Origin of the sequence: Escherichia sp. E14S1, from assembly GCF_004211995.1 — a bacterium.
Lineage (GTDB): Bacteria > Pseudomonadota > Gammaproteobacteria > Enterobacterales > Enterobacteriaceae > Escherichia.
Map to the genome: position 1 here is coordinate 40764 of NZ_RHJQ01000018.1, position 24918 is coordinate 65681.

Consider the following 24918-nt stretch of genomic DNA (forward strand, 5'->3'; position numbering starts at 1 on the left):
CGTCTTTTTACGCACTGCTACTACCTGTCGCTAGATAAAGTGGTATTCTCAAACATATCTCGCAAGCCTGACTTGTGCTGACAACATTTTCTGCTAACCCTGTGACCTGCAATACTGTTTTGCGGGTGATCGACAAGGAGACTTAACGTGTCTGAACTGTCTCAATTATCTCCACAGCCGCTGTGGGATATTTTTGCAAAAATCTGTTCTATTCCTCACCCGTCCTATCATGAAGAGCAACTCGCTGAATACATTGTAGGTTGGGCAAAAGAAAAAGGTTTCCACGTCGAACGCGATCAAGTGGGGAATATCCTGATTCGTAAACCTGCCACCGCAGGTATGGAAAACCGTAAACCGGTTGTCCTGCAGGCTCACCTCGATATGGTGCCGCAAAAAAACAACGACACCGTGCACGACTTCACCAAAGATCCTATCCAGCCTTATATTGATGGCGAATGGGTTAAAGCGCGCGGCACCACGCTGGGTGCAGATAACGGCATTGGTATGGCGTCTGCGCTGGCGGTTCTGGCTGACGAAAACGTGGTTCACGGCCCGCTGGAAGTGCTGCTTACTATGACCGAAGAAGCCGGTATGGACGGCGCATTCGGTTTACAAAGTAACTGGTTGCAGGCTGACATTTTGATTAACACCGACTCCGAAGAAGAAGGTGAAATCTACATGGGATGTGCGGGGGGTATCGACTTCACCTCCAACCTGCATTTAGATCGTGAAGCGGTTCCAGCTGGCTTTGAAACCTTCAAGTTAACCTTAAAAGGTCTGAAAGGCGGTCACTCCGGCGGTGAAATCCACGTTGGCCTGGGTAACGCGAACAAACTGCTGGTTCGCTTCCTGGCGGGTCATGCAGAAGAACTGGATCTGCGTCTTATTGATTTCAACGGCGGCACACTGCGTAACGCCATCCCGCGTGAAGCCTTTGCGACCATTGCTGTCGCAGCTGATAAAGTCGACGCACTGAAATCTCTGGTGAATACCTATCAGGACATCCTGAAAAACGAACTGGCAGAAAAAGAGAAGAATCTGGCCTTGTTGCTGGACTCTATAGCGAACGATAAAGCTGCCCTGATTGCGAAATCTCGCGATACCTTTATTCGTCTGCTGAACGCCACCCCGAACGGTGTGATTCGTAACTCCGATGTAGCCAAAGGCGTGGTTGAAACCTCCCTGAACGTCGGTGTGGTGACCATGACCGACAACAACGTAGAAATTCACTGCCTGATCCGTTCTCTGATCGACAGCGGTAAAGACTACGTGGTGAGCATGCTGGATTCGCTGGGTAAACTGGCAGGCGCGAAAACCGAAGCGAAAGGCGCATATCCTGGCTGGCAGCCGGACGCTAATTCTCCGGTGATGCATCTGGTACGTGAAACCTATCAGCGTCTGTTCAACAAGACGCCGAACATCCAGATTATCCATGCGGGCCTGGAATGTGGTCTGTTCAAAAAACCGTATCCGGAAATGGACATGGTTTCTATCGGGCCAACAATCACCGGTCCACACTCTCCGGATGAGCAAGTCCACATCGAAAGCGTAGGTCATTACTGGACACTGCTGACTGAACTGCTGAAAGAAATTCCGGCGAAGTAATTATTTGATTTGCTGCCGGATGGCGTTTAATCGCCTTCCGGCAGTTTCATCCTTCATTATCCTTCGATAAAAGCCATCCCTGTGAACGTTCGTCGCGGGTTGCCACGTTTAATCTGGTGATGGAACATTCGCCGCTGCGATTTCAGCACCGCGCTATTTTCCTGTTGCTGTTGTTCTAGCTTCCAGGCGATCAGCAATCGCGCCAGCCGTTTGTTCGCATGCTGCAAATGCTGACGGCAGGTTTTCCTCCAGCCAGCTTTCTTCAGCAACGTCATCCAAAGCTGATAATCGCTTTTCAAACTTATCGGCGTTGTATTTGCGAGCGAGAATATCTGTTTGCCATAGCGCCATGCCGCAGCCGATATCATTGCCGACCAGTGCCGGGTAAAAACGGCCTGCGGAGAAGAACGCTGCACCAATCGGGTAACCGCGTCCGGGGTGTAAATCTGGCATCCCTACTACGCGCTGCATGTTGGGTAAATTTGCCGTGGTGTGTAATTGTTGGATCGCTAAACTCTCGATCCACAGGTCATCAGATGCGATGGTAAATACCGCATCGGATAAGGGACGAATATATTTGCCCATGAACCATTCCATTTATGAATAAAAATCAGAAAATGGCAGACGAATCCAGGGCAAGAAAAAAAGAATTAATCCTGGAAAGGTCTGCAAAGAGTCATTGATAAAGGATTTGTCATGATTTACCTCCTTGCAGTTTGTGGAATAAGAAAACGCGCACATACTAGGCGGGCATTATTTTCATTGCAAGCTGGATTTAATGTTGCGGTTTATATCGCATATAAAAATTAGTAAACCACGCTCCCCGGCATTCAACTCGCTGCTGCTTAACTGTCTGAAAACCATAACGTTCAAAAAAGGGTTTTGCGGTTATGCTGGCATCCACCGTAAGTTCGGATTCAGACTTAATCAAAGGTTTTAACAAGGCGCTGGCGACACCGCGGCGGGTGTATTCCGGGTCAACAAATAACATATCGATATAATGTTCAATGCGGGAAATAAAACCAACCGGTTGTGCATTAATGACTGCAACCCGCACTTGTGATTTCGCGAGTTTCTCCTTCCAGCGAGATTCGTCAATCTGCGCCCAGGCGGCAATTTGTTGTGGAGAATAATGCTGACTGGCGGTCATCGTAACCGCTCTAATGAAAATAGCGCATAGTTGCTGAAAATCGCCAGGCTGATAGTTTCTTATTTGTATGTTATTCATAATCCCAACACCAGTTGTCTTTCCATTTGAGGGTCAAGCAACGTCACATGCAGCCCCACCAGCCGCACACCGCGCCCGCCGCGGCGTTCATCCCAGGTTTTACGCGCGGTGGCGATTAAGTCAGCTTTATTCAGCCGCGGCCAGACGTGCTCCTGAGTGGTTTGCTGAAAATCGTCGAACTTTAATTTCACCCCCTGGCGAGCAATCAGTAAATCAGGTTTTACCTTTGCCAGACGGCGTTCAAGTTCCGGATACAACCGCTCGATAATTGCTTCACATTCAGACCAGTGATGAATATCTTCCGCCATCGTGCGTTCCACGCCGACGGATTTTCGCAACCGTTCGCTGTTAACGTCGCGCTCGTCAATCCCCTGACTACGCTCCCACAAAATGCGGCCAAATTTGCCAAAGCGTTTAAGCAACGTCACCAAATCACACTTTTGCACATCACCGCAGGTTCGTAGCCCCATCGCTTCCAGCTTTGCTGCCGAGACTTTGCCAACACCGGGAATTTTTGCCAGCGGCAAGGTTTGTAAAAATGCCGAAACTTCTGCCGGAGTAATCACAAACTGGCCGTTGGGTTTATTCATGTCGGAGGCGATTTTGGCGAGAAACTTAACTGGCGCAACGCCCGCAGACGCCGTCAGGTGCAGCTCGTTGAAAATCGTCTGGCGGATTTCCTGGGCGATGAGGGTCGCAGAACCGTGGCAATGGACACTATCGGTGACGTCGAGATAGGCTTCATCCAGCGACAGTGGTTCAATGCGCGAAGTGTAACGCGAGAAAATTTCGCGGATATGATTCGAGGCTTCTTTGTAGGCGTCAAAGCGCCCCGGAAGCAAGGTGAGATGCGGGCATAATTTGAGCGCCATCCCTGTCGGCATAGCGCTGCGTACGCCGAATTTACGCGCGGGATAATTGGCGGTGCTGATCACCCCCCGACGTTCGCGGCTGCCGCCAATAGCAATAGGGATATCGCGCAGGGCGGGATTGTCGCGCATCTCCACCGCTGCGAAAAAGCAGTCCATATCCACATGAATGATTTTACGCATTGCTCACCTCTCAATACTGGTAAAGTATACAGTGATTTCAGGGTTTGAGAAATGCGTAAAGATTCAGCATTTAACGCGTTCGCTGCGAAAGCACCTGCTGCTTATCCAGCTTTTGCACCAGCGGCTGCACCACTTTATCCCCATGCTGACCAAAGTATTGATACAGCGTATCGGACGCGCTTTTAGTCAGCACCATAATCTCGATGCGCCGGTTGCCCGCGCTTTGCGGATTTTTGGCATCCAGCAGCATCTGGTCCGCCATTGCGCTCACCTGCATCACTTTATCTTCCGGCATTCCGGCCTCTTCCAGCACCCGACGAGCCGAAAGCGCGCGATCGCCCGAAAGGTTCCAATTGTTGTAGATATTGTTTTTGTAGGCCATCGCGTCGGTATGCCCGGTAATAATAATTTTGTTATCGAGCGAGTCGAAAACTGGCGCGAGTTCCACCAGCAGCGTTTTAAAGAACGGCATAATCTTCGCGCTGCCACGTTCAAACATATTGCGGTTCTGGTCGTCTTTAATCAGCACGCGTAATCCCTGGGGAACAATCTCCATCTCCAGATTCGCTTCCATATGCGCATCACGGGCAATGGTGTTGATACTGGTTGCCAGCTCGCCAAGCTCGGTGGCAGATTTCTTTTTCAGCAGCGCCGTTTTCTCGTTAACGTCGCGCACTTTTTTCTCCGTCTCTTCCGGCACCGCCACGGTGGCAGGTTTTGGCGGATGAGACGGGCTAATTTTATTTAACGGCGACAGCCCGCCGCCATTGAAAATCGACTGCCCGTGTAGCGCGGCGATAATGCTTTCACGCTCGGATTTACTGACGCTGTTGACAATCAACTTTATCGTCGTCACCAAAGGGGCCGAGCGTATTTCCGAGGTTTCTGCCCGCTTTACCCTGGACGCGATGCCCGGCAAACAGATGGCGATTGACGCCGATCTTAACGCCGGGTTGATCAACCAGGCACAGGCGCAAACCCGGCGTAAAGATGTTGCCAGCGAGGCCGATTTCTACGGCGCAATGGACGGGGCATCGAAGTTTGTGCGCGGGGACGCCATCGCCGGGATGATGATTCTGGCGATCAACCTGATCGGCGGTGTCTGCATCGGGATCTTTAAATACAACCTGAGCGCCGATGCCGCCTTCCAGCAGTATGTGCTGATGACCATTGGTGACGGCCTGGTGGCGCAGATCCCTTCCCTGCTGCTCTCCACTGCGGCGGCGATTATTGTCACCCGCGTCAGCGACAACGGCGATATTGCCCATGACGTGCGCCACCAGCTGCTGGCAAGCCCGTCTGTGCTCTTCACCGCTACCGGAATTATGTTCGTGCTGGCAGTGGTGCCGGGGATGCCGCACCTGCCGTTTTTGCTGTTCAGCGCCCTGCTGGGCTTTACCGGCTGGCGAATGAGCAAACGCCCGCAGGCGGCGGAGGCGGAAGAGAAAAGCCTCGAAACGCTGACCCGCACCATCACCGAAACCAGCGAGCAACTGGTCAGTTGGGAAACCATTCCGCTGATCGAGCCAATCAGCTTAAGCCTCGGCTACAAGCTGGTGGCGCTGGTGGATAAAGCGCAGGGTAACCCGCTCACCCAGCGGATTCGCGGCGTGCGGCAGGTGATTTCCGACGGCAACGGCGTGCTGCTGCCGGAGATCCGCATTCGGGAAAACTTCCGTCTCAAGCCCAGCCAGTACGCTATTTTCATCAACGGCATTAAGGCTGATGAAGCGGATATTCCGGCGGATAAACTGATGGCCCTGCCCTCCAGCGAAACCTACGGTGAAATTGACGGCGTGCTGGGGAACGACCCGGCGTACGGGATGCCGGTCACCTGGATCCAGCCCACGCAGAAAGCGAAGGCGCTGAATATGGGGTATCAGGTGATCGACAGCGCCAGCGTGATTGCTACCCATGTGAATAAGATTGTGCGCAGCTATATTCCTGATTTGTTTAACTATGACGACATCACGCAGTTGCATAACCGTTTGTCGTCGATGGCACCGCGCCTGGCGGAAGATTTGAGCGCGGCGCTGAATTACAGCCAGTTGCTGAAAGTGTACCGGGCGCTGCTGACCGAAGGCGTTTCCCTGCGCGATATTGTCACCATCGCCACCGTGCTGGTCGCCAGTAGCACCGTCACCAAAGATCATATTCTGCTGGCGGCCGATGTGCGCCTGGCACTGCGGCGCAGTATCACCCATCCGTTCGTTCGCAAGCAGGAGCTGACGGTGTATACGCTGAATAATGAGCTGGAAAATCTGCTGACCAACGTGGTGAATCAGGCGCAACAGGGCGGCAAAGTGATGCTCGACAGCGTGCCGGTCGACCCGAATATGCTCAACCAGTTCCAGAGCACGATGCCGCAGGTAAAAGAGCAGATGAAAGCGGCGGGGAAAGATCCGGTGCTGCTGGTGCCGCCGCAGTTGCGTCCTTTGCTGGCGCGCTATGCAAGGTTGTTTGCGCCAGGGCTGCATGTGCTGTCGTATAACGAAGTGCCGGATGAGCTGGAGTTGAAGATTATGGGAGCGTTGAGTTGATTGGGGATTCTTTTCCATGCTTTGCACCATCTGACACCATTGATTGACGTCACACTGCAAACAGACTACGATGACACCATACAATGACGTCATGGATTGATAGTATGATTAAGGTCAGCGCGCTAGGCTCTCGTCATAGAAAAACATTCGACGATGTAATGACGGAGCCGCCAAAATCTGGAATTAAATGGGATGATGTTGTTGCACTCATTAAAGCGGTGGGTGGAACAATAAAAAATAACAATGGTTCCAGAAGGAAATTTCAGATTGGTACGACCAAATTCAGTACTCATGAGCCACATCCAAAGAATGTGATGGATAAAGGCGCAGTAACAGGTCTTAAGGAGTGGTTTGTTAACTGTGTAGGGGTAGATTATGAATAAAGCATCAAACATTATCACCATTAAAGGTCAACCGGCTGCAGTAACATTTGAAGCTGATATCAACGCATTTCGCGGCAAATTCCTCAATGTAAATGGTTATTGCGACTTTGTGGCGACAAGCATTGAGGCATTGTACCGGGAAGGTGAAAGTGCGCTGGATGAGTGGATGGCGGATTGTGAAGAGGACGGCATTGCCCCTTTTCGTGAAGAAGAAGAGCAAAAACGCCTGACGCTTCGTGTTCCTCATCACATCGATTCACGGCTGACCATTGTCGCCAGACAACATTCCATTTCAAAAAATCAGCTTATTGTTGATGTATTAGAACGTGAGTTTTCATCCCAGATGTAAACAGGTCGGATGCCATATGGCATCCGATTTTTTGCCTGATCGTCAGTATTCTCCATTTACAAAATCGTCTCTTCCGTCAAAATCCGCCGCGCGCCCAAAAAATGGTCCTGCCAGAAAGGTTCGGCTAACCGGCTTACTCGTATGGTTTCCCCCGTGCGTGGCGACTCGATAAATTGCCCGTCTCCCAGATACACGCCCATATGGTCGGCAATCTCGCGGCTGTGAATATGGAAAAACAGCAAATCTCCCCGGCGCAGGTCGTTGTTCGCCACAATCGTTGCCCGATGGTAGTGATACATCTCATTAGCCGTGCGCGGGAGCTTCGCCTCGAGGATCTTGTTGTAGGCATAAAAAACCAACCCGCTACAGTCGAAGCCTTGATCGGGCCGCGTACCGCCCCAGACGTAAGGCTTGCCAATCTGCTGCTCAAGGCGGTGAATCGCCACTTCGGTAATATTGTGCAGATGGTCGCTGCTTAAGAAGTGGTTGTTTTCCGCCAGCGCCTGCCAGCGTCGGTCGCTCAGCTTCAGTGGGCCTGGGAACCACTCCGGGTGCTGTTTTATCTGTTCACGGTTGTGCTGGCGCAGCGCCCTTCTGCTTTCGGCATTGCCTTCCACAATGTAGCTGGCCTGTTTTTTCAGATGTGCCTGGTACAGTTTGAGTACCCGCGCACGGTTTTGCATCCGCTGGCGGGCGGCGTAGCTGAAAGAGATATGTGATGTGGTGGCGCTGGCAAGTAAAGGAAGCAAAAGGGACAAAGAAAACACGCCCAGGCGCAGCAATCTGTCGTGAGAGAACAAATACATGGAGGATATAAACCGGCTGAATGAAGATGAGAATATTAGAGGAAAGGAAGGAGAGGCGGGATTATTAATTGCTTATTTGCATATTACTATCGAGGTTTCATAACCTTAGGAAATAAGAAATAAACAGCTTTACATGCGCTTTTCGGACTTTTGAAAATCGCCACTTATGCTAAATTTGTAAACCCAGCGCCGACAGACTTGCGTAAAACTCTTTTGGTGATAATGTGAGCCTTCCAAATCCAGACTATTCCGATTTGGGATCTATTTTGCCGTCCTGGCGTGTGTAACCGTTTTATCAAGGAATAAGCAGTATGCGTAAAATCGCATTAATTCTTGCGATGTTGTTGATCCCGTGCGTTTCATTCGCCGGTTTGCTGGGCAGCAGTAGCTCTACCACGCCAGTGAGCAAAGAGTATAAGCAGCAGTTGATGGGATCCCCTGTCTACATTCAGATCTTCAAGGAAGAACGTACGCTCGATCTCTACGTCAAAATGGGCGAGCAATATCAGCTGCTCGACAGTTATAAAATCTGTAAATATTCCGGCGGGTTAGGACCCAAACAGCGTCAGGGCGATTTTAAAAGTCCGGAAGGGTTTTATAGCGTTCAGCGTAATCAGTTAAAACCAGACAGCCGTTACTACAAAGCGATTAATATTGGTTTCCCTAATGCCTATGACCGTGCGCATGGTTATGAAGGAAAATACCTGATGATCCACGGCGATTGTGTTTCCATCGGCTGCTACGCAATGACCAATCAGGGTATTGATGAGATCTTCCAGTTCGTTACTGGCGCGCTGGTATTTGGTCAGCCGAGCGTGCAGGTGAGTATTTACCCGTTCCGCATGACCGACGCTAATATGAAGCGCCATAAATATTCCAACTTTAAGGACTTCTGGGAGCAACTGAAGCCAGGCTATGACTACTTTGAACAGACCCGTAAGCCACCGACCGTTTCTGTGGTCAATGGTCGTTACGTGGTCAGCAAGCCGTTGAGCCACGAAGTGGTGCAACCACAGCTGGCATCAAACTACACGCTCCCCGAGGCAAAATAAGCGCCATTCGCCTGGCATAATCTTTTGCCAGGTTTCATTGCCCGTCAGCGGCTGTGTCGCAATCACCGTGACCACATCATTCGGTGTGGTCTGCGAGCTGAAGTCGATTTCCACATCCTGATCCAGCAACGTTGCCACGCCAAACGGCGCGCGGCGGGTGATCCAGTGTAAATTAGTCGAGCAATACGCCATTACATAGCGCCCATCCGAAAGCAGCATGTTGAAAACGCCCTTCTGCCGCAGTTCGTCCGCCAGTGAGGCGATATATTTAAACACTGCTGCCATGTTGCCCGGCGTGCGCGGGTAACGCTGCGTTAATTTATGCAGCAGCCAGCAGAAGGCTTTTTCGCTGTCGGTTTCACCTACTGGGCGGAAGTTGCCAGTTTCCAGTGATTTGTAGCCCGTCAGTTGCCCGTTATGGGCGTACGTCCAGTTGCGTCCCCATAACTCGCGGGTAAACGGGTGAGTATTTTCCAGTGCCACCTCGCCCCGATTGGCCTGGCGAATATGAGCCACCACCGAACAGGATTTTATCGGATAGTCCTGGACCAGTTTGGCGATGGGGGAATTAAAGCTGGGTTGTGGATCTTTAAATGTGCGACAGCCTTTACCTTCGTAAAAGGTGATGCCCCAGCCATCTTTATGTGGCCCGGTTCCACCACCACGCTGCACAAGCCCGGTGAAACTAAAGCAGATATCGGTAGGGACGTTGGCGCTCATCCCGAGCAATTCGCACATCGGTAACCTCCACAACAGCGGGAGCGCATGGCCCCCGGCGAAGATTGATTTAAGAATTTTCAGGTCGGATGCGGCGTAAACGCATTATTCGGCCTACGGTTCGGGTACAGATTTGTAGGCATGATAAGACGCGTCAGCGTCGCATCAGGCATCAGAGCACAAATGCCGGATGCGGCGTAAACGCCTTATCCGGCCTACGCCAGATTTACTTAACCATCTCTTTTTCAATCAACTGGATCAGGATATGGATCACTTTAATGTGGATCTCCTGAATACGGTCGGCATAACCAAAGTGCGGAACGCGAATTTCGATATCCGCTGTGCCAGCCATTTTACCGCCGTCTTTACCGGTCAGGGTGATCACTTTCATCCCCTTCTCACGCGCCGCCGCAATCGCTTTGATCACGTTTGCTGAGTTACCGGAGGTGGAGATCCCCAGCAGCACATCGCCTTCGCGTCCTACGGCTTCAACGTAGCGGGAGAAAATATCGTTGAAACCAAAATCGTTGCCAACACAGGTGATGTGGCTGACATCTGAAATGGCAATCGCCGGATAGCCCGGACGGTTTTCACGGTAGCGACCGGTCAACTCTTCTGCAAAGTGCATGGCGTCGCAATGGGAGCCGCCGTTGCCACAGGAAAGCACCTTGCCACCGGCTTTAAAGCTGTCTGCTAACAGGACCGCCGCGCGCTGAATGGCGTGAATATTGGCGTCATCTTTTAAAAAGTTAGCCAGCGTTTCCGCCGCTTCGTTCAGTTCGTTACGAATAAGATCCTGGTACATGAGGATATCCTTCAGCATAAATGAATTAGACAAAATGCAGTGTACCGGATACCACCAAAAGCGAGAAGACCAGCGCGGTGGAATGACCAGGACTTTTTGACCCGAAGTGCGGATAAAAACAGCAACAATGTGAGCTTCGTTGTAATTATATTGTAAACACATTGCTAAATGTTTTTACATCTACTACAACCATATCATCACAAGTGGTCGGACCTCCTACAAGTAAGGGGCTTTTCGTTATGATGATTTTGAGTATTCTCGCTACGGTTGTCCTGCTCGGCGCGTTGTTCTATCACCGCGTGAGCTTATTTATCAGCAGTCTGATTTTGCTCGCCTGGACAGCCGCCCTCGGCGTTGCTGGTCTGTGGTCGGCGTGGGTACTGGTGCCTCTGGCCATTATCCTTGTGCCGTTTAACTTTGCGCCTATGCGTAATTCGATGATTTCCGCGCCGGTATTTCGCGGTTTCCGTAAAGTGATGCCGCCGATGTCGCGCACTGAGAAAGAAGCGATCGACGCAGGCACCACCTGGTGGGAGGGCGATTTGTTCCAGGGCAAGCCGGACTGGAAAAAGCTGCACAACTATCCACAGCCGCGCCTGACCGCCGAAGAGCAAGCGTTTCTCGACGGCCCGGTAGAAGAAGCCTGCCGGATGGCGAATGATTTCCAGATCACCCATGAACTGGCTGATCTGCCGCCGGAGTTGTGGGCGTACCTTAAAGAGCATCGCTTCTTCGCGATGATCATCAAAAAAGAGTACGGCGGACTGGAGTTCTCAGCTTATGCCCAGTCTCGCGTGCTGCAAAAACTCTCCGGCGTGAGCGGGATCCTGGCGATTACCGTCGGCGTGCCGAACTCATTAGGCCCGGGCGAGCTGCTGCAACATTACGGCACTGACGAGCAGAAAAATCACTATCTGCCGCGTCTGGCGCGTGGTCAGGAGATCCCTTGCTTTGCACTGACCAGCCCGGAAGCGGGTTCCGATGCGGGCGCGATTCCGGACACCGGGATTGTCTGCATGGGCGAGTGGCAGGGCCAGCAGGTGCTGGGGATGCGTCTGACCTGGAACAAACGCTACATTACGCTGGCACCGATTGCGACCGTGCTTGGTCTGGCGTTTAAACTCTCCGACCCGGAAAAACTGCTGGGTGGCGCAGAAGATTTAGGTATTACCTGTGCGCTGATCCCGACCACCACGCCGGGCGTGGAAATTGGTCGTCGCCACTTCCCGCTGAACGTACCGTTCCAGAACGGACCGACGCGCGGTAAAGATGTCTTCGTGCCGATCGACTACATCATCGGCGGGCCGAAAATGGCCGGGCAAGGCTGGCGGATGCTGGTGGAGTGTCTCTCGGTAGGCCGCGGCATCACCCTGCCTTCCAACTCAACCGGCGGCGTGAAATCAGTAGCGCTGGCAACGGGCGCGTATGCGCACATTCGTCGTCAGTTCAAAATCTCTATTGGTAAGATGGAAGGGATTGAAGAGCCGCTGGCGCGTATTGCAGGAAACGCCTACGTGATGGACGCTGCGGCGTCGCTGATTACCTACGGCATTATGCTCGGTGAAAAACCCGCCGTACTGTCGGCCATTGTTAAGTATCACTGTACCCACCGCGGGCAGCAGTCGATTATTGATGCGATGGATATTACCGGCGGTAAAGGCATTATGCTCGGGCAAAGCAACTTCCTGGCGCGTGCTTACCAGGGCGCACCGATTGCCATCACCGTTGAAGGGGCTAACATTCTGACCCGCAGCATGATGATCTTCGGTCAGGGGGCGATTCGTTGCCATCCGTACGTGCTGGAAGAGATGGAAGCAGCGAAGAACAATGACGTTAACGCGTTCGATAAACTGCTGTTCAAACATATCGGTCACGTCGGTAGCAACAAAGTTCGCAGCTTCTGGCTGGGCCTGACGCGCGGTTTAACCAGCAGCACGCCAACCGGCGATGCCACTAAACGCTACTATCAACACCTGAACCGCCTGAGCGCCAACCTCGCCCTGCTTTCTGATGTCTCGATGGCGGTGCTGGGTGGCAGCCTGAAACGTCGCGAGCGCATCTCGGCCCGTCTGGGTGATATTTTAAGCCAGCTCTACCTCGCCTCTGCCGTTCTGAAGCGTTATGACGACGAAGGCCGTAATGAAGCCGACCTGCCGCTGGTGCACTGGGGCGTACAAGATGCGCTGTATCAGGCTGAACAGGCGATGGATGATTTACTGCAAAACTTCCCGAACCGCTTGGTTGCCGGGCTGCTGAATGTGGTGATCTTCCCGACCGGACGTCATTATCTGGCACCTTCTGACAAGCTGGATCATAAGGTGGCGAAGATTTTACAAGTGCCGAACGCCACCCGTTCCCGCATTGGGCGCGGTCAGTACCTGACGCCGAGCGAGCATAACCCGGTTGGCTTGCTGGAAGAGGCGCTGGTGGATGTGATTGCCGCCGACCCGATTCATCAGCGGATCTGTAAAGAGCTGGGTAAAAATCTGCCGTTTACCCGTCTGGATGAACTGGCGCACAACGCGCTGGCGAAGGGGCTGATTGATAAAGATGAAGCCGCTATTCTGGTGAAAGCTGAAGAAAGCCGTCTGCGTAGTATTAACGTTGATGACTTTGATCCGGAAGAGCTGGCGACGAAGCCGGTAAAGTTGCCGGAGAAAGTGCGGAAAGTTGAAGCCGCGTAATTGAATAACGGAGCCGAAAGGCTCCGTTTCTTTATCCGCTAATTATTTAAAATTAAAGCCATCCGGATGGTTTTCCAGGCTGCCGGTCAACGCCGCGAACAGCACCGTTTTACCATCAATCGGAAGCGCATCGTTCACATTCAGCCAGGTGAGTTTCTCTTGCGACGTTTTCTCATCAATAGTCGAGAACAGCCCCGTCATCTGATTAGATTTCTCGGACCACATCACAGCGATACGTTGCGAGCCACAGTCATGCGGTTTGCACGCGCTCATCACCTGATACGTCTCATCTCCCAATGTCACGGTTTGTGCGGGAGTATAAGTACCGCCTTTCACCACCCAGGCAGGCAGCTTATGCCCTTGCACCATCTGATTAAACGCAGCTTTGGTGGTTTCGCCCTTTGCCAGGCTGCTAATAGTTAAATCATCCTGCGCCATTGCACTGGTGGCGATGACCAGAGCGGCGACTGTCGTTATTGCCTTAAACATCATTCCTCCTGAGCTTATCCTGCCCATGTTATTAACCTCCTAAAGCCTGGCGATAACACGATAATTTGCAAATCAGATATTTCCAATATCAGCATTTGTTATCAATTTATTCCGCAGTAAGGTAATAGCCTGATAAGGTGTTAAAGTTATAAAACCCTTCGCATAAAGGAGTTGTACACCGTGCCTGGTTTGAAGATTACGCTTTTGCAGCAACCGTTGGTGTGGATGGATGGTCCTGCCAACCTGCGCCACTTTGATCGTCAACTGGAAGGTATTACCGGGCGCGATGTGATCGTTCTACCGGAGATGTTTACCAGCGGCTTTGCCATGGAAGCGGCAGCTTCGTCGCTAGCACAAGATGACGTAGTGAACTGGATGACAGCCAAAGCGCAGCAGTGCAATGCGCTGATTGCAGGCAGTGTTGCATTACAAACGGAGTCTGGTTCGGTTAATCGATTTTTGCTGGTTGAGCCTGACGGCAAGGTGCATTTTTATGACAAGCGTCATCTGTTCCGAATGGCAGATGAGCATCTGCATTATAAAGCGGGCAATGCGCGAGTGATTGTGGAATGGCGCGGCTGGCGTATTTTGCCGCTGGTGTGCTACGACTTACGTTTTCCGGTGTGGTCGCGCAATCTCAACGATTACGACCTCGCCCTGTACGTCGCCAACTGGCCTGCTCCGCGCTCTCTGCACTGGCAGGCATTACTGACGGCTCGCGCGATTGAGAATCAGGCGTATGTGGCGGGATGCAATCGCGTCGGCAGCGATGGCAACGGCTGCCATTATCGCGGTGACAGCCGGGTGATTAATCCACAGGGCGAGATTATCGCTACTGCCGACGCGCATCAGGCAACGCGCATTGATGCGGAGCTCTCGATGGTGGCATTACGGGAATATAGAGAAAAGTTTCCGGCATGGCGGGATGCGGATGAGTTTAGGTTGCTGTGAGTGGGCGTTGTGTTTAAGGCCGGGGAGGGTCGGGGTAAGACTACGAAAGCCCCTAACTTAAACACGATATTACGCCAGAAGTCACCATTTCCAAAACACAACGCCGTTGTACCGTGGGATATCTGCCCAACAGCAGCGACACGCCGGTGATCAAAATCAGCGCCAAATGGCTGAGAGAAGCGGGATTTGAGATCGGCACGGGCGTTACCGTGAAGATCCCGGAAGGTTGCCTGATCCTGCTTGCGGATAACAACGAAGTACTGGAACTGCGCCAGGAACTTTATCAGGTTAAACAGGCGGTTAAGGGGATGCGTGACGGGATGTTTAGTGTGCTGAACGAACGTTAAATAATAAAAAAGCCGGGAAGATTTAATCTACCTTTCCCGGCGATTAAGAAAGAGAAATATACTCCTCACTTTATTAATTATCTTACACAGAAACTATATAAAAAATCAGGATGTTCCATGCCGTAAAATATTTCGTGATCTATAAAATAAAAACCGAAGCTACACATTTCTACATTAAAACATTCAGGATAAATCTTCAAATGCTCTTTTATTAAGAAATCTAATAGCTGAGATGATTCCAGTATAACACCATAATTCCCTTTCTTTGTTCTATCAAACGGGTAAAAAAACAACAATTCGCCTGATGGAATACCATCTTTAAATAATTCATGGTATAACGTTTCCAACGCTTCAGTTAAAGAAGAAAACCCCTCCCAGTCAACGTTGCAACGGATATAGTTAACATCAATACCACTTTTATAAGCTTCTGCATGAATACAAACAGCTTCGCTTATAGGATTAATATGTAAGAATGGTAAAGCATTGTTAATAATCCCGGAGAATTCTGAATTATTTAACTCTCTAATATTTTTCATTTATTTGCCCGTAATTCTATATATATCATCTTCCAAAAAATATTTGGCGTTATGTATCACCTTGTTATCAGCGTCTTTTATTTGAATTTTAATATGTGGAGGCTCAAAACCACCGCTTGAAGATTTATGTCCTGTATTCGCCACCTCAATAACGACTTTATTTCCTTTTGCATCTACACCATCGAAATAATGGCTAATATTACCAAAACCATCCGGATTATTTTTTCTCAATGTAGCTTTATATCTTGAGATGTTATATCTGGCAACATAATCAAAGTCACGTTTATTCTTTAATAACCGAGAAAACATTCCCGGAGAACGCTCAAAATTACGATATTCAACGTTACCAACCTTTCCACAAGATAGCCCAAGAGGATCAATGTGGTTTACTGGATTCGGTGCATAAGCATAGAGGTTTATCCCCCCCGCCAGCCCTATCGGATCCTGGCTGATAAACCGCCCGCACTCCGGCGCATAATATCTGAACAGATTGTAATGCAGTCCTGTTTCTTCGTCAAAGTACTGCCCCGGCAGTCGCAGCGGCTGTTCAAAGTACGCCCCGCTGTTGCTGATGTCGCCCCGGTTTTCGCCAAATCCCGCCTGATAGCCCGCCCACACCAGCGTCCCGTCCGACGCGGTCACCTCCTGTACCGTGCCCGTCAGGTCCGTGTGGTAATACCAGATTTTCCGGCTTTCTCCGCGCCCCGTGATAGCCGCCACTGGCGTGTATGGCTGTTCCGCGTCGTACAGATACGTCCGCTTTCCCTGCCACGTTGTCTCCTGCAACAGCCGGAATCCTTCCCACACAAACGTTGTCCGCCGCTGTTCCCTCTGCTCTGTGTGGCGGCCATATGTCGCCTTGCCAATACGCCTGCCCAGCGCATCATACTGATACCGCGTCTCGCTGTTGCTGCTGATGACCCGCGTTAACTGGCCCTGCGCGTTCCACTCCAGCTGCTGGTCCCTACGCTCTGTCAGTTCGCCCCATTCGTTATAGCGGTAACGGTCACGCCCGTAGCCCGGCAGGCGGTTATCCTGCACCGCTCCCTGATACTCGTCCGTCAGCAGGTTGCCCGCTTTGTCGTAATAATAATGGTCATGGTCGTACATCTGTCCCGTGCGGCTGGTCAGCCAGCCGCTGCGGTCATAGCTGAACACCAGGCAACCGCGCAGTTTGTCATTGATGCCGCCAACTTCACCGTCCGCATTCCAGATATAGTCCCGCGCCGTCACGCTGTCGTTCTGCGCCGGGGGGTTACCGGTCTGCTGCGGATTCTGGCTGCCGCCTGGCAGGCTGCGCTGCCAGCTTAACCGGTTGTCGGCGTTGTAGCCGCTGAACGTCGCCAGTTTCCCCTGCGTGCGCATCACCTGACGGTGCAGGCTGTCACGCTCATATTCACTGACCGTGATACCGTCCAGTGCCGTCTGGAGCAGATGCCCGCTGCCGTAGTAAAGATGGCTGAGATGCTGCCCGTCCGGCAGGGTAATGTCGGTGGGATTGCCCAGCGCGTCACGCCGGTACTTTATGCTGCCGTGCACGCTGTGCTCTGCCGTCAGCCACCCGCTGCGGTCATAATCAAAGCGCACCCTGTCCGCCTGCATGTGGTGCAGCCGTTCCCCTTCTTCCGTGGGGGTGAGCGTCACTTCCGTTATCTGGTCAAGACGGTTGTAGCTGAAGATCCGTGTACTGTGCTGCGTGTCACTGCGCAACAGGCGGCCCAGCGCGTCACGCTCCTGCCGCTCATTACGCATCCCGCCTTCTGTGCCCTGCGTCTGGATGATGACCGGAAATCCGCCCGCATTCAGCGCAAACATCCGTATCAGGCCGTCCGGGCGCTGTTCTCCCGTCAGCCGTCCGTCGCCGTCGTAGCTGAACCGGTAAAGCGCCCCGTTGCCGTTGCTCAGGCTGGCAATCCATCCCTCCGCGGTATAATGCCAGCGCGTCTCCCGTTTCTCTTCATCCGTATGGAGCGCCAGCAGCCCGCGCGGCGTATACTGCCAGGACTGTACGCTGCCCGTGATGCGACGGTGGCTGCTCAGTAACCCCAGCGCGTTCCAGGTGTAACGGTCCTGCTGTTTACCGGGGTGGCTGACCGTCTCCGGCAGCCCCAGACGGTTATAGCTGATGCGTACCGTTTTCCCTTCCGCGTCCGTCACCGCCGTCAGATTGCCGTCTTCATCGTATTCATAACCCGTGGCGCGCCCCGAACAGTCGGTGTAACGCGTCAGTTGACCGCGCGCATCGCGCGCCAGCGCAACCTCGCCGCCCCGCGCATCCGTGCGGCTGACCGCCAGCCCCTGTTCATCATACCCGTAGCGCGTGACGCGTCCTTCCGGGTCTGTCTCCCGTATCACCTGACCGTGTTCGTTGTAATCCGCCTTCCATACGTGGTCGTCATCCAGTGCCCGGCGCGTGATTTCAGCAAAACTGCCGTTCCACTGCGTCTGTGTCACCCGCCCTGCCGCGTCCGTCTCTTTCACCACCCGGCTCAGGGTATCGTATTCCAGCGTTACCCTGCGTTCGCCGGGGAGTTCCACCGCTACCGGAAAATGGTTTTCGTTGTACCTGAAGCGGTACATTCCGCCGCCCGGCGTCCGGTGAGCAGTCACATACGTATCTTCATCAAACCACCACTGCCACTTCTGCTCCGGCCTGCCAGTTACCACCGTCTGCCCACCAGCAAAATCATAGTGGAACCGGTAATCCTCACCGTCGCTGGTTGAGTGCTCCACCACCCTGGGAACCCCCTCAATCTCTTCCCAGCGGTAGGTACAGGTAAAGCCCGTCGCGTTGCGGTGCTCTGTCATCAGGCCATTTTCATAGGCAAACTGGCGCACCGTCACACCAGCCCCGTTCACCACGCCAGTCAGTTGCCCGTTATCGTCGTAGCGATATTCCACCAGGCTACCGGGACGCCCGCCTTTCACCAGTTCAATATGCGAAAGTCTTTCCCCCGCCGGTGTCATTTTACGGTGCAGTAACAGATGGTGCCCGCTGCTGGAAGCCACCCGCACCAGCCTGCCGTTCTCACGCCCGAAAGCAATTCGCTGCCGGTATGGTGTTTCCATAAAAAGTAACGGCGCGACGCCGTGGTCATCAAACTCATCAAACACGTAGTAGCTGCGATCGGTGTAATGCAGCACATAGCGTCCGTCATGCAGGCGGCTAAGGTAAAACTGCTCTTCGGGGTCAAATATCTGGTGACCCGGTGTCAGCATCGCTTTCGGATAACTTAACTCCCGACCTTGTCCGCCAATCAGAGTAATATGTTTCTCATCAGCTCGCAGGGTTATTTCCCAGTTCAGCCGCCATCCTCTGCCCAGCAATCCTTCAGTTTCCAGGTGGCTGGCATAAAAGCGCGAACAGGTAACAGGCAGACGACCCGGCAGGGTGAAATCCGTTTCCGGCAGCAGAATTTTTTGCCCTGTAGTGACATCCACCGGGTTACTGAACAACCCCATAGCGACCTCGGAAACGGCCATCCCGGTAATTTCGCCGCCAATAAATTTGGCCGCGCATTTTGTGCCAAATTTCGACCCCATCTTTGCCGCCTGGCGTGCGGCTCCGGCAAGTCCGCCAAGCATTCCGGCGACCACATACAGCACATCCACCACCTGACGCAGCCAGTCAGGGATTTCCGGGCTGATTTCCAGTACCGTTTGTGTACCACCGCCGAGAAAGACATTGGGGGAGCCGTCCTCAATCACTGCATCACACTCAGTGTGGTCATCCTTGCGGGCAGCTGGCTGGCTGTTGATGTAGATGTTGCCGGAACCCTGGGCAATGCGGATTTCCGGGGAATGGTCTTCGCATATCACCGTACTCAGTACGGCGCGGGCGGCCGGGCGACTGTTGGTGCTGACATTATCAGAACCGGTCAGAATTTTTCCCACTGTGGAATGTATCGAGCGCCCGATGGCTTCTCCCAGTTGCAGGACTCCGGAAGCTATCTGATCAGCCAGAAAACTCAAAATCAGCCCAGCCAAAAAGCCGCAGGTAACAAAAGCAAAGCTGGCGACGGCAATAATGGCGATACCTATGATGGCCCCTATCAAAAACCCGGCAAGGGCGCTGGTGTGGTAGATGGGATCATCCCCCCGTGCGGCTTCATACATGACAAAACCTCCCTGTTTTTTTAGCTTTTAGCAGGCTGAAAACTGGTCAACCATGCAGTCCATAGCTGGTCGGTGTGCTCATCAAAAGGACGCTGACTGGTCAGCGTCAACACCAGTACCTTTGCTGGCCCGGTGATAAACCCGGCCTGACGCTGGTACACTTCTGTTTTTCCAGAACGATGAGTTGCGAGAATCTGTTCACCTGTCATGGCAGCTTCGCCAGTTCCCGCCAGTGCCGTTCCCCGCGAAAGTACCCGGTGCTGGCCCAGGTTTTTTTTCATCAAGGCTATCTGGCGGTCAATATAGGTGGTCAGGTTTTCATCGGACCTGAGCGTATCGCGGGAAATATTCAGACTGGGAGTTGCCCTCTCATTGCCCGACGGGACGAAGATATTGACGGTGCGATCAAGAAAAGTTTCAGGCAGGGCAAAGCTGCCCTCCTGAATACGGTAAAGGCTGGTCATAGATAAAATCCTTTTATTATTTTTTATTCAGAAGCATCCGGAGTGGATAACGGGGCAATATCATCCGCAGTAATGGCTTTTCCGCCATCCGGGTTCATATCAATGCCACTGCCAATGAGTTGCATAACATCGCTGGTGTGCAGTAAAAGTTGTTTTCCGCAAAACTCAATCGAGCCATCCTTGTGTAATACAAGCGCTGCATTGCCGCAACGAAGGGTAAATTGATCGCCAACATCCAGACGATATGTCGTTCCGACATTGATGGTTTGAGCCAGTTTGACGGAAAGACCATCATTTTTTGTGATGGTGGCATTACGGTCTTCTCCCACGCTGATGGTTTCATTTTTGACAATGGTTTTTGTGCGGTCGACCATGATCGTGTGGGTTTCATTGTTTTTTACCGTAGTATTCAGGTCTTTTTCCGCGTGGAACTTCACTTCTTCCGCACCCGTTTTATCATCGAAGCGCAGCATATTTCCGTTAGTCGGCCCTCCCTGCAATGAGTGGCTGAATATCCCACTCTGCGACGCCATGCCCGGCAGCCCCCACGGCGGCATGGTGTCCTGGTTATAGGTGCGCCCCACGATGATGGGCAAATCTGGATCGCCGTTTTTGAAATCCACCAGTACCTCCTGGCCAATACGCGGGATCTGGATCATGCCAAATCCTTTCCCTGCCCACGGATAGCTGACACGGACCCAGCAGGAGCTGTTTTCGTCATTGTTACCGTAACGATCCCAGCCAAACTGCACCTTCACCCGGCCATATTTATCCGTCCAGATTTCCTGCCCCGCCGGGCCGGTGACGATGGCGCTCTGCGGGCCTTTGGTGTGGGGTTTGCTCAGGGTTCGTTGTGGGCGGTAAACTTCGCTGGTGGGGTGTAACTCAAAGCTGGTTGAGTAAGTAAAATGCTGATCCTGGCCACTGTGCTGCGCGTTGTCCTGCACAAACAGCGTGGTCTGTACCAGCAGGTACTCCTGATTCACTTCTGCGGTCGGGTAGTTCTCCAGTGTGAAGGTATAGCCCGTCATCAGTGTGCGGATGTTGCCACCGCCATGCACCCGGCTCCCGGGGCTGCGCTGTTCTTCCATGCGGATGCGCGTCAGCATCTCGCCTTCATCCTTAGTGAAGTAGTCTCCCGGCCATTCGTAATGTTCGAAGTCTGCATGACCGGTTTCACGCGGATTTGCCACCGTGTTCACCAGTAATGAGCGGGGCTTCATAAAATCAAAATCGTCCAGTACCCACTGCCCGGTACGCAAACTTTCATTGGCCGTGATGGTATGGATAAACTCCTTATCCAGCTTCAGTCCTTCCTGGTGCCACTCCACCAGCGGTGAGTCCGGACATGCTTTATGGCCATTGATGGCATCCGCCAGTACCAGCGTGTGGCTGTTCTCGCTGTGCTCAAACCACCAGTAGATGCCCCATTCCTGCATCAGGCGCTGGATGAAATCAAAATCAGTTTCACCGTACTGCACCTGCCAGGTGCGCGTCGGGTAATTTTCCACCAGCCGCTTTTCTACCGGAAAGGAATATTCATCCAGTACTTCATCGAGAATATCCACCACGGTTTTGTTCTGGAACGCTTTGTAGTCACTGGTATGGGTGAGCAGTTTTACCCACGGTTCGATACGCAGTTCGTACACCACCGATCGCCCCTGATGACCTGCAACTCGCGCCGCTGTTACCAGCCCGCTGATATATCGTTTGCCACCACCGTCCAGTTCGATATTGACGCACAGATCTTTGCCCACCATGGGTTTAAGCGGGAGGTTAGCTGCGGAGGAAACATAGCCCAGATTCAGGGTATCCGGGGTTTTAAGCTGCACCACGTAGCTGAACAGTTCACCCAGCGTTTCTTCGCCATCCAGACTGGCAAACAGCAACATTTGTGGCGGTACGGCGCTGCCGCTTACTGTCACGTTATGCCCCCCCGGCCCCCCCACAGCACCGGAGACAAAAGAGGATATAACATCCTGCGCCACATCCATCGCGACTGTCGCTCCGGTAGCCGCTGCTGCGGCCTGAGCTGCGGCTACCGCCGCTTTCACCAACCCAGACGGTTCTGGCAATGCACCAAATAGATCCATTACTGCCTGTTCTGCCATCTGTTCTGCCGCAACTGCGGCGGCTGAATCTGTGCTAATACCACCTCTTTCACCCGTTACAGGCGGCGTGGTAATCGCAGGCCCTCCACTCCCAACAAATTTATTGCCTGTGGTTACAAAACCCATCGTTTTTACTCCTTATTCTTTAGTACAATATTTCCCCGGACAGATATAATTCTGAATTTAATTCACTTATTGTTTCGTTCCACCATTAGTGACACGGTCGGGAACATAATGGACGCTGATAATAAAATGTTTTTCACCACCCTTAATTGCGGCTTTTAGTACTCTGAAAAATTTCGGTTCAACTTCAATGCAACCATGGCTATAACCCTTGGTAGAATCATGAATATAAAAACCACCTCTTGAACCATCACAGGCTTTTTTGGTTTGATCATCAGCTGGCTCCAGTCTGGCCCGGTTATGCCCCCATTCTGACCACAGGCATCCCCCAGGTTTTTCCTCCGGGATAGTCGTCCATCCCCATGAAGGTTTAAGTTCACAATTCTGTTTTATGTTTGCTTCCCCCTGAAACAGTACATATATTTTGTAATTACCTTCAGGTATAGATCCATTTTCAATACATTGTTTATCTGGTTTCTGATATTCAACTGTTACAGAAAAATGTTCATCCCCATAAACCTCATCTTTATATCCAGTTGTCGCCTTAAAGGTTTTACCATCAGGCCACTTCAGCATCTGTCCGTCATAAGTCAGTGTCACACTCATCGTTTTCTCCTTTTATTTTTCCTCTCCCCTGCGACAAAGAAGATACAAAGCCAGTTTTTCCCTCGAACAAGCCCCAAATCAGATGACAGAATCAAATCCATTACTTTATTTCTGTCCATAGAGAAATATCCTTGTTGTAAAAACTATTCGAATTAAGCAATTATGCAATAATTATTTTTTTCAGGAAGAAGCCCTGAATAATATATGAAATAATAAAATCATCTGCATTTCACAGTATTTCCCTTAATGTGAATGCTATTTTAATTATAAGGAGATCACCTTGTTCATAACGATCCACTGGACAGGCTAGTATGCATTTTGCAAGCCTGTTATATTCAATAATATAAATTTTATTTACAACATAAGCAGGGGAAATACAAATCATAAACATCCATACGACAAGTAAAATATCTAACCATAAAAAAATCACAATCTATTATTTTATTAACCAATAATATTTATCCACCCGGCCAGTCACAGCCTATAAAAACAGCCAGCCTGTTATTTTTTATCTTGGATGATTCTGAGGATATAACCAAATCCTGCGTTCGATTTTTTTTCAAGGGGAAATTTCCCTTCCTGAAGATGATTCTTCGGGTTAGTCAATGCCTCTCCTGGTCCCTGAGTTAATAATACGCTAATGTAATGTGCGAAAGTATAAAAGCAACCGCATTGCTGTATATTCTTTTTTACTGTAAATTCAGCATTCAGAATAAGCAGATTATTTACATGACGAAGTTTTAGCGGTTTGATATTTACACATTCTCTCAGAGAACTATAAATAGGAATATCGGATATATTCCTTGTAGGTGCTGACTGAAGCTCCATACTTAACAATCCAACAACTAGTGCCAATACTATTCTCATTAACATAATTTATACCCCTTCAGCCACAGTGCATCCACATACCGCCCCTCGCTGTTCTGCTGCCAGAACCATCCATACCCTTGTTGTGCCAGCGTTAACATTTTTGCTGGCCAGCACGGTCACGGCAGGCAATTCCACAACTGGACCTACTCATCCGTACAACCCAGCCCCCGGCGCTGAACCACTTCACTGGCAAACGTTGCTCCGGTTTTTTTCATTATTCCTTTTTGTATTTTTTGCAGCGCGGGAAATGAGATTCTCCTGCATGAATACTCTTCCCATATATCACCAGTTACAGGGCTAACTGAAAATAGTCCCCACACATCTGTCGCACCGGCGGAAGGAGAATCATAACCTACCCCAAAACTAAAATACCCAGGATGAAACAGGTTACCTTTTTTATCTTTCAGAGAACTGTCAAGAAAAACCCCAGACAATTCCACATTATATTTTTCATTTTTTAGTGAAAAAACCAATAATGCCTGCGCCTGTGTTTCAGTAAGACCTGACTGGTTAACATTCGTTAGATCAAACCGCGGCACATTCCTGATAAGAATTTCAGCACAACAATTCACGGACACGACCATGAAAAGCAATACTGATATTAATTTACAGGACATGTTATTCTCCGCTTAACCATATTAATCACCCCCACTAACTCACTAGCATAACCGGTATGGCCGCCATTACTGTTTTTACCTGAATTAAAACCAGAATCAATCAATGCCTGCGCAAATTGCTCTGGGGATTTTTTATTTCTGACCGCATTACCAAATCTGATTGCAAAGGACTTTCCGCTAGTTGAAAAAGAGGTATAAGTGGTAACCCAAACCTTATTACTCCCCAGCGGGTGAACCTGCCCTGACTGTAAAGGTGCCGGACCATGCATGGAAAAATAGTTATTGTATTCTGTCGCGATTCGACCCTGCCCGTAAAAGGACTCCTTTGCGGCAAGCCCCAGGATATTTTCCACAGGCACATCAAGTTGCTTAGCGATTAATTCACATTCTTTCAGATATTGCTGTACAAACCTGACTGCACCAGTGTTATTACAGGCTTTATCATAAGACCCCATGATTCACTACTC

Annotated in this window: 22 protein-coding genes and 4 pseudogenes; 8 read left to right on the top strand and 18 right to left on the bottom strand. The window is 51.2% G+C overall.

Annotation, left to right across the window (positions count from 1 at the left end):
• The first annotated feature begins 147 nt into the window (after positions 1-147).
• Entirely contained in the window at positions 148-1605 is a 1458-nt protein-coding gene (gene pepD / locus D9734_RS18975) for a cytosol nonspecific dipeptidase (protein ID WP_130209679.1), read from the top strand.
• 56 nt (positions 1606-1661) lie between these two features.
• Here pepD and prfH read toward each other — a convergent pair.
• From prfH to lafU, 5 genes and pseudogenes are all read right to left on the bottom strand, one after another.
• A pseudogene (gene prfH / locus D9734_RS18980) lies at positions 1662-1829 on the bottom strand (peptide chain release factor H); the annotation flags it as partial.
• Positions 1828-2190, bottom strand: a pseudogene (locus D9734_RS18985) (RtcB family protein); the annotation flags it as partial. The pseudogenes D9734_RS18985 and prfH, both read right to left, overlap by 2 nt.
• Before the next feature lie 190 nt (positions 2191-2380).
• Positions 2381-2833 carry a GNAT family N-acetyltransferase gene (locus D9734_RS18990; RefSeq protein WP_130209683.1) on the bottom strand — a complete coding sequence of 151 codons (453 nt, stop codon included), beginning with the start codon at positions 2831-2833 and terminating at the stop codon, positions 2381-2383.
• Positions 2830-3885 (bottom strand): DNA polymerase IV, encoded by a 1056-nt coding sequence (gene dinB / locus D9734_RS18995; RefSeq protein WP_130209685.1) that lies wholly within the window; start codon positions 3883-3885, stop codon positions 2830-2832. The genes D9734_RS18990 and dinB overlap by 4 nt, the downstream gene beginning before the upstream one ends.
• A gap of 70 nt (positions 3886-3955) precedes the next feature.
• Entirely contained in the window at positions 3956-4741 is a 786-nt protein-coding gene (gene lafU, locus D9734_RS19000; RefSeq protein ID WP_165383296.1) for a putative lateral flagellar export/assembly protein LafU, read from the bottom strand.
• Here lafU and D9734_RS19005 point away from each other — a divergent pair.
• From D9734_RS19005 to D9734_RS19015, 3 genes and pseudogenes are all read left to right on the top strand, one after another.
• Positions 4713-6425: pseudogene (locus D9734_RS19005) on the top strand (flagellar biosynthesis protein FlhA); the annotation flags it as partial. The gene lafU and the pseudogene D9734_RS19005 sit on opposite strands and share 29 nt — an antisense overlap.
• 104 nt (positions 6426-6529) lie before the next feature.
• Complete coding sequence (locus D9734_RS19010; protein WP_130209691.1) at positions 6530-6808, top strand: type II toxin-antitoxin system HicA family toxin; 279 nt, start codon at positions 6530-6532, stop codon at positions 6806-6808.
• Positions 6801-7157 (top strand): type II toxin-antitoxin system HicB family antitoxin, encoded by a 357-nt coding sequence (locus D9734_RS19015; RefSeq protein WP_130209693.1) that lies wholly within the window; start codon positions 6801-6803, stop codon positions 7155-7157. Before D9734_RS19010 ends, D9734_RS19015 begins: the two co-directional genes overlap by 8 nt.
• A 56-nt stretch (positions 7158-7213) precedes the next feature.
• On the opposite strand, the gene D9734_RS19020 is transcribed toward D9734_RS19015, so the two are convergent.
• A complete protein-coding gene (locus D9734_RS19020; RefSeq protein ID WP_130209695.1) occupies positions 7214-7963 on the bottom strand; it encodes a C40 family peptidase in 750 nt (249 codons plus the stop codon).
• 311 nt (positions 7964-8274) lie between these two features.
• Between D9734_RS19020 and dpaA the strand changes: the two genes are divergently transcribed.
• On the top strand, positions 8275-9015 hold the full coding sequence (dpaA, locus tag D9734_RS19025; RefSeq protein ID WP_001225679.1) for a peptidoglycan meso-diaminopimelic acid protein amidase: 741 nt from the start codon (positions 8275-8277) through the stop codon (positions 9013-9015).
• Here dpaA and D9734_RS19030 read toward each other — a convergent pair.
• A complete protein-coding gene (locus D9734_RS19030; protein ID WP_000333380.1) occupies positions 8986-9753 on the bottom strand; it encodes a class II glutamine amidotransferase in 768 nt (255 codons plus the stop codon). The two genes, dpaA and D9734_RS19030, sit on opposite strands and share 30 nt — an antisense overlap.
• A gap of 205 nt (positions 9754-9958) precedes the next feature.
• Positions 9959-10537, bottom strand: a complete 579-nt coding sequence (gene lpcA / locus D9734_RS19035; RefSeq protein ID WP_016159301.1) for a D-sedoheptulose 7-phosphate isomerase — start codon at positions 10535-10537, stop codon at positions 9959-9961.
• A gap of 239 nt (positions 10538-10776) precedes the next feature.
• Between lpcA and fadE the strand changes: the two genes are divergently transcribed.
• Positions 10777-13221 carry an acyl-CoA dehydrogenase FadE gene (gene fadE, locus D9734_RS19040; RefSeq protein WP_130209697.1) on the top strand — a complete coding sequence of 815 codons (2445 nt, stop codon included), beginning with the start codon at positions 10777-10779 and terminating at the stop codon, positions 13219-13221.
• 42 nt (positions 13222-13263) lie between these two features.
• On the opposite strand, the gene ivy is transcribed toward fadE, so the two are convergent.
• Positions 13264-13710, bottom strand: a complete 447-nt coding sequence (ivy, locus tag D9734_RS19045; RefSeq protein ID WP_205712823.1) for an Ivy family C-type lysozyme inhibitor — start codon at positions 13708-13710, stop codon at positions 13264-13266.
• A gap of 180 nt (positions 13711-13890) precedes the next feature.
• Here ivy and yafV point away from each other — a divergent pair, with 180 nt between their 5' ends.
• A complete protein-coding gene (gene yafV, locus D9734_RS19050) occupies positions 13891-14661 on the top strand; it encodes a 2-oxoglutaramate amidase (RefSeq protein WP_130209701.1) in 771 nt (256 codons plus the stop codon).
• A gap of 86 nt (positions 14662-14747) precedes the next feature.
• Entirely contained in the window at positions 14748-15008 is a 261-nt protein-coding gene (locus tag D9734_RS19055) for a SymE family type I addiction module toxin (protein WP_276320424.1), read from the top strand.
• Positions 15009-15085: 77 nt separating this feature from the next.
• On the opposite strand, the gene D9734_RS19060 is transcribed toward D9734_RS19055, so the two are convergent.
• From D9734_RS19060 to D9734_RS19100, 9 genes and pseudogenes are all read right to left on the bottom strand, one after another.
• A complete protein-coding gene (locus tag D9734_RS19060; protein ID WP_130209705.1) occupies positions 15086-15544 on the bottom strand; it encodes a hypothetical protein in 459 nt (152 codons plus the stop codon).
• Positions 15545-19660, bottom strand: a complete 4116-nt coding sequence (locus D9734_RS19065; protein ID WP_240780548.1) for an RHS repeat-associated core domain-containing protein — start codon at positions 19658-19660, stop codon at positions 15545-15547.
• A gap of 20 nt (positions 19661-19680) precedes the next feature.
• Positions 19681-20124 carry a DcrB-related protein gene (locus D9734_RS19070; protein WP_130209707.1) on the bottom strand — a complete coding sequence of 148 codons (444 nt, stop codon included), beginning with the start codon at positions 20122-20124 and terminating at the stop codon, positions 19681-19683.
• Positions 20125-20147: 23 nt separating this feature from the next.
• Positions 20148-22361: a type VI secretion system Vgr family protein gene (locus D9734_RS19075; protein ID WP_130209709.1), complete on the bottom strand. Its 2214-nt coding sequence runs from the start codon at positions 22359-22361 to the stop codon at positions 20148-20150.
• A 66-nt stretch (positions 22362-22427) separates the two neighbouring features.
• Complete coding sequence (locus D9734_RS19080) at positions 22428-22964, bottom strand: L,D-transpeptidase family protein (RefSeq protein WP_130209711.1); 537 nt, start codon at positions 22962-22964, stop codon at positions 22428-22430.
• Positions 22965-23465: 501 nt separating this feature from the next.
• Entirely contained in the window at positions 23466-23837 is a 372-nt protein-coding gene (locus tag D9734_RS19085; protein WP_130209713.1) for a DUF2195 family protein, read from the bottom strand.
• Positions 23831-23959, bottom strand: a pseudogene (locus D9734_RS23610) (cytoplasmic protein); the annotation flags it as partial. The pseudogene D9734_RS23610 and the gene D9734_RS19085, both read right to left, overlap by 7 nt.
• An 18-nt stretch (positions 23960-23977) precedes the next feature.
• Positions 23978-24451 (bottom strand): hypothetical protein, encoded by a 474-nt coding sequence (locus D9734_RS19095; protein ID WP_130209715.1) that lies wholly within the window; start codon positions 24449-24451, stop codon positions 23978-23980.
• Entirely contained in the window at positions 24436-24906 is a 471-nt protein-coding gene (locus tag D9734_RS19100) for a glucosaminidase domain-containing protein (RefSeq protein ID WP_130209717.1), read from the bottom strand. Before D9734_RS19100 ends, D9734_RS19095 begins: the two co-directional genes overlap by 16 nt.
• Positions 24907-24918: the final 12 nt, after the last annotated feature.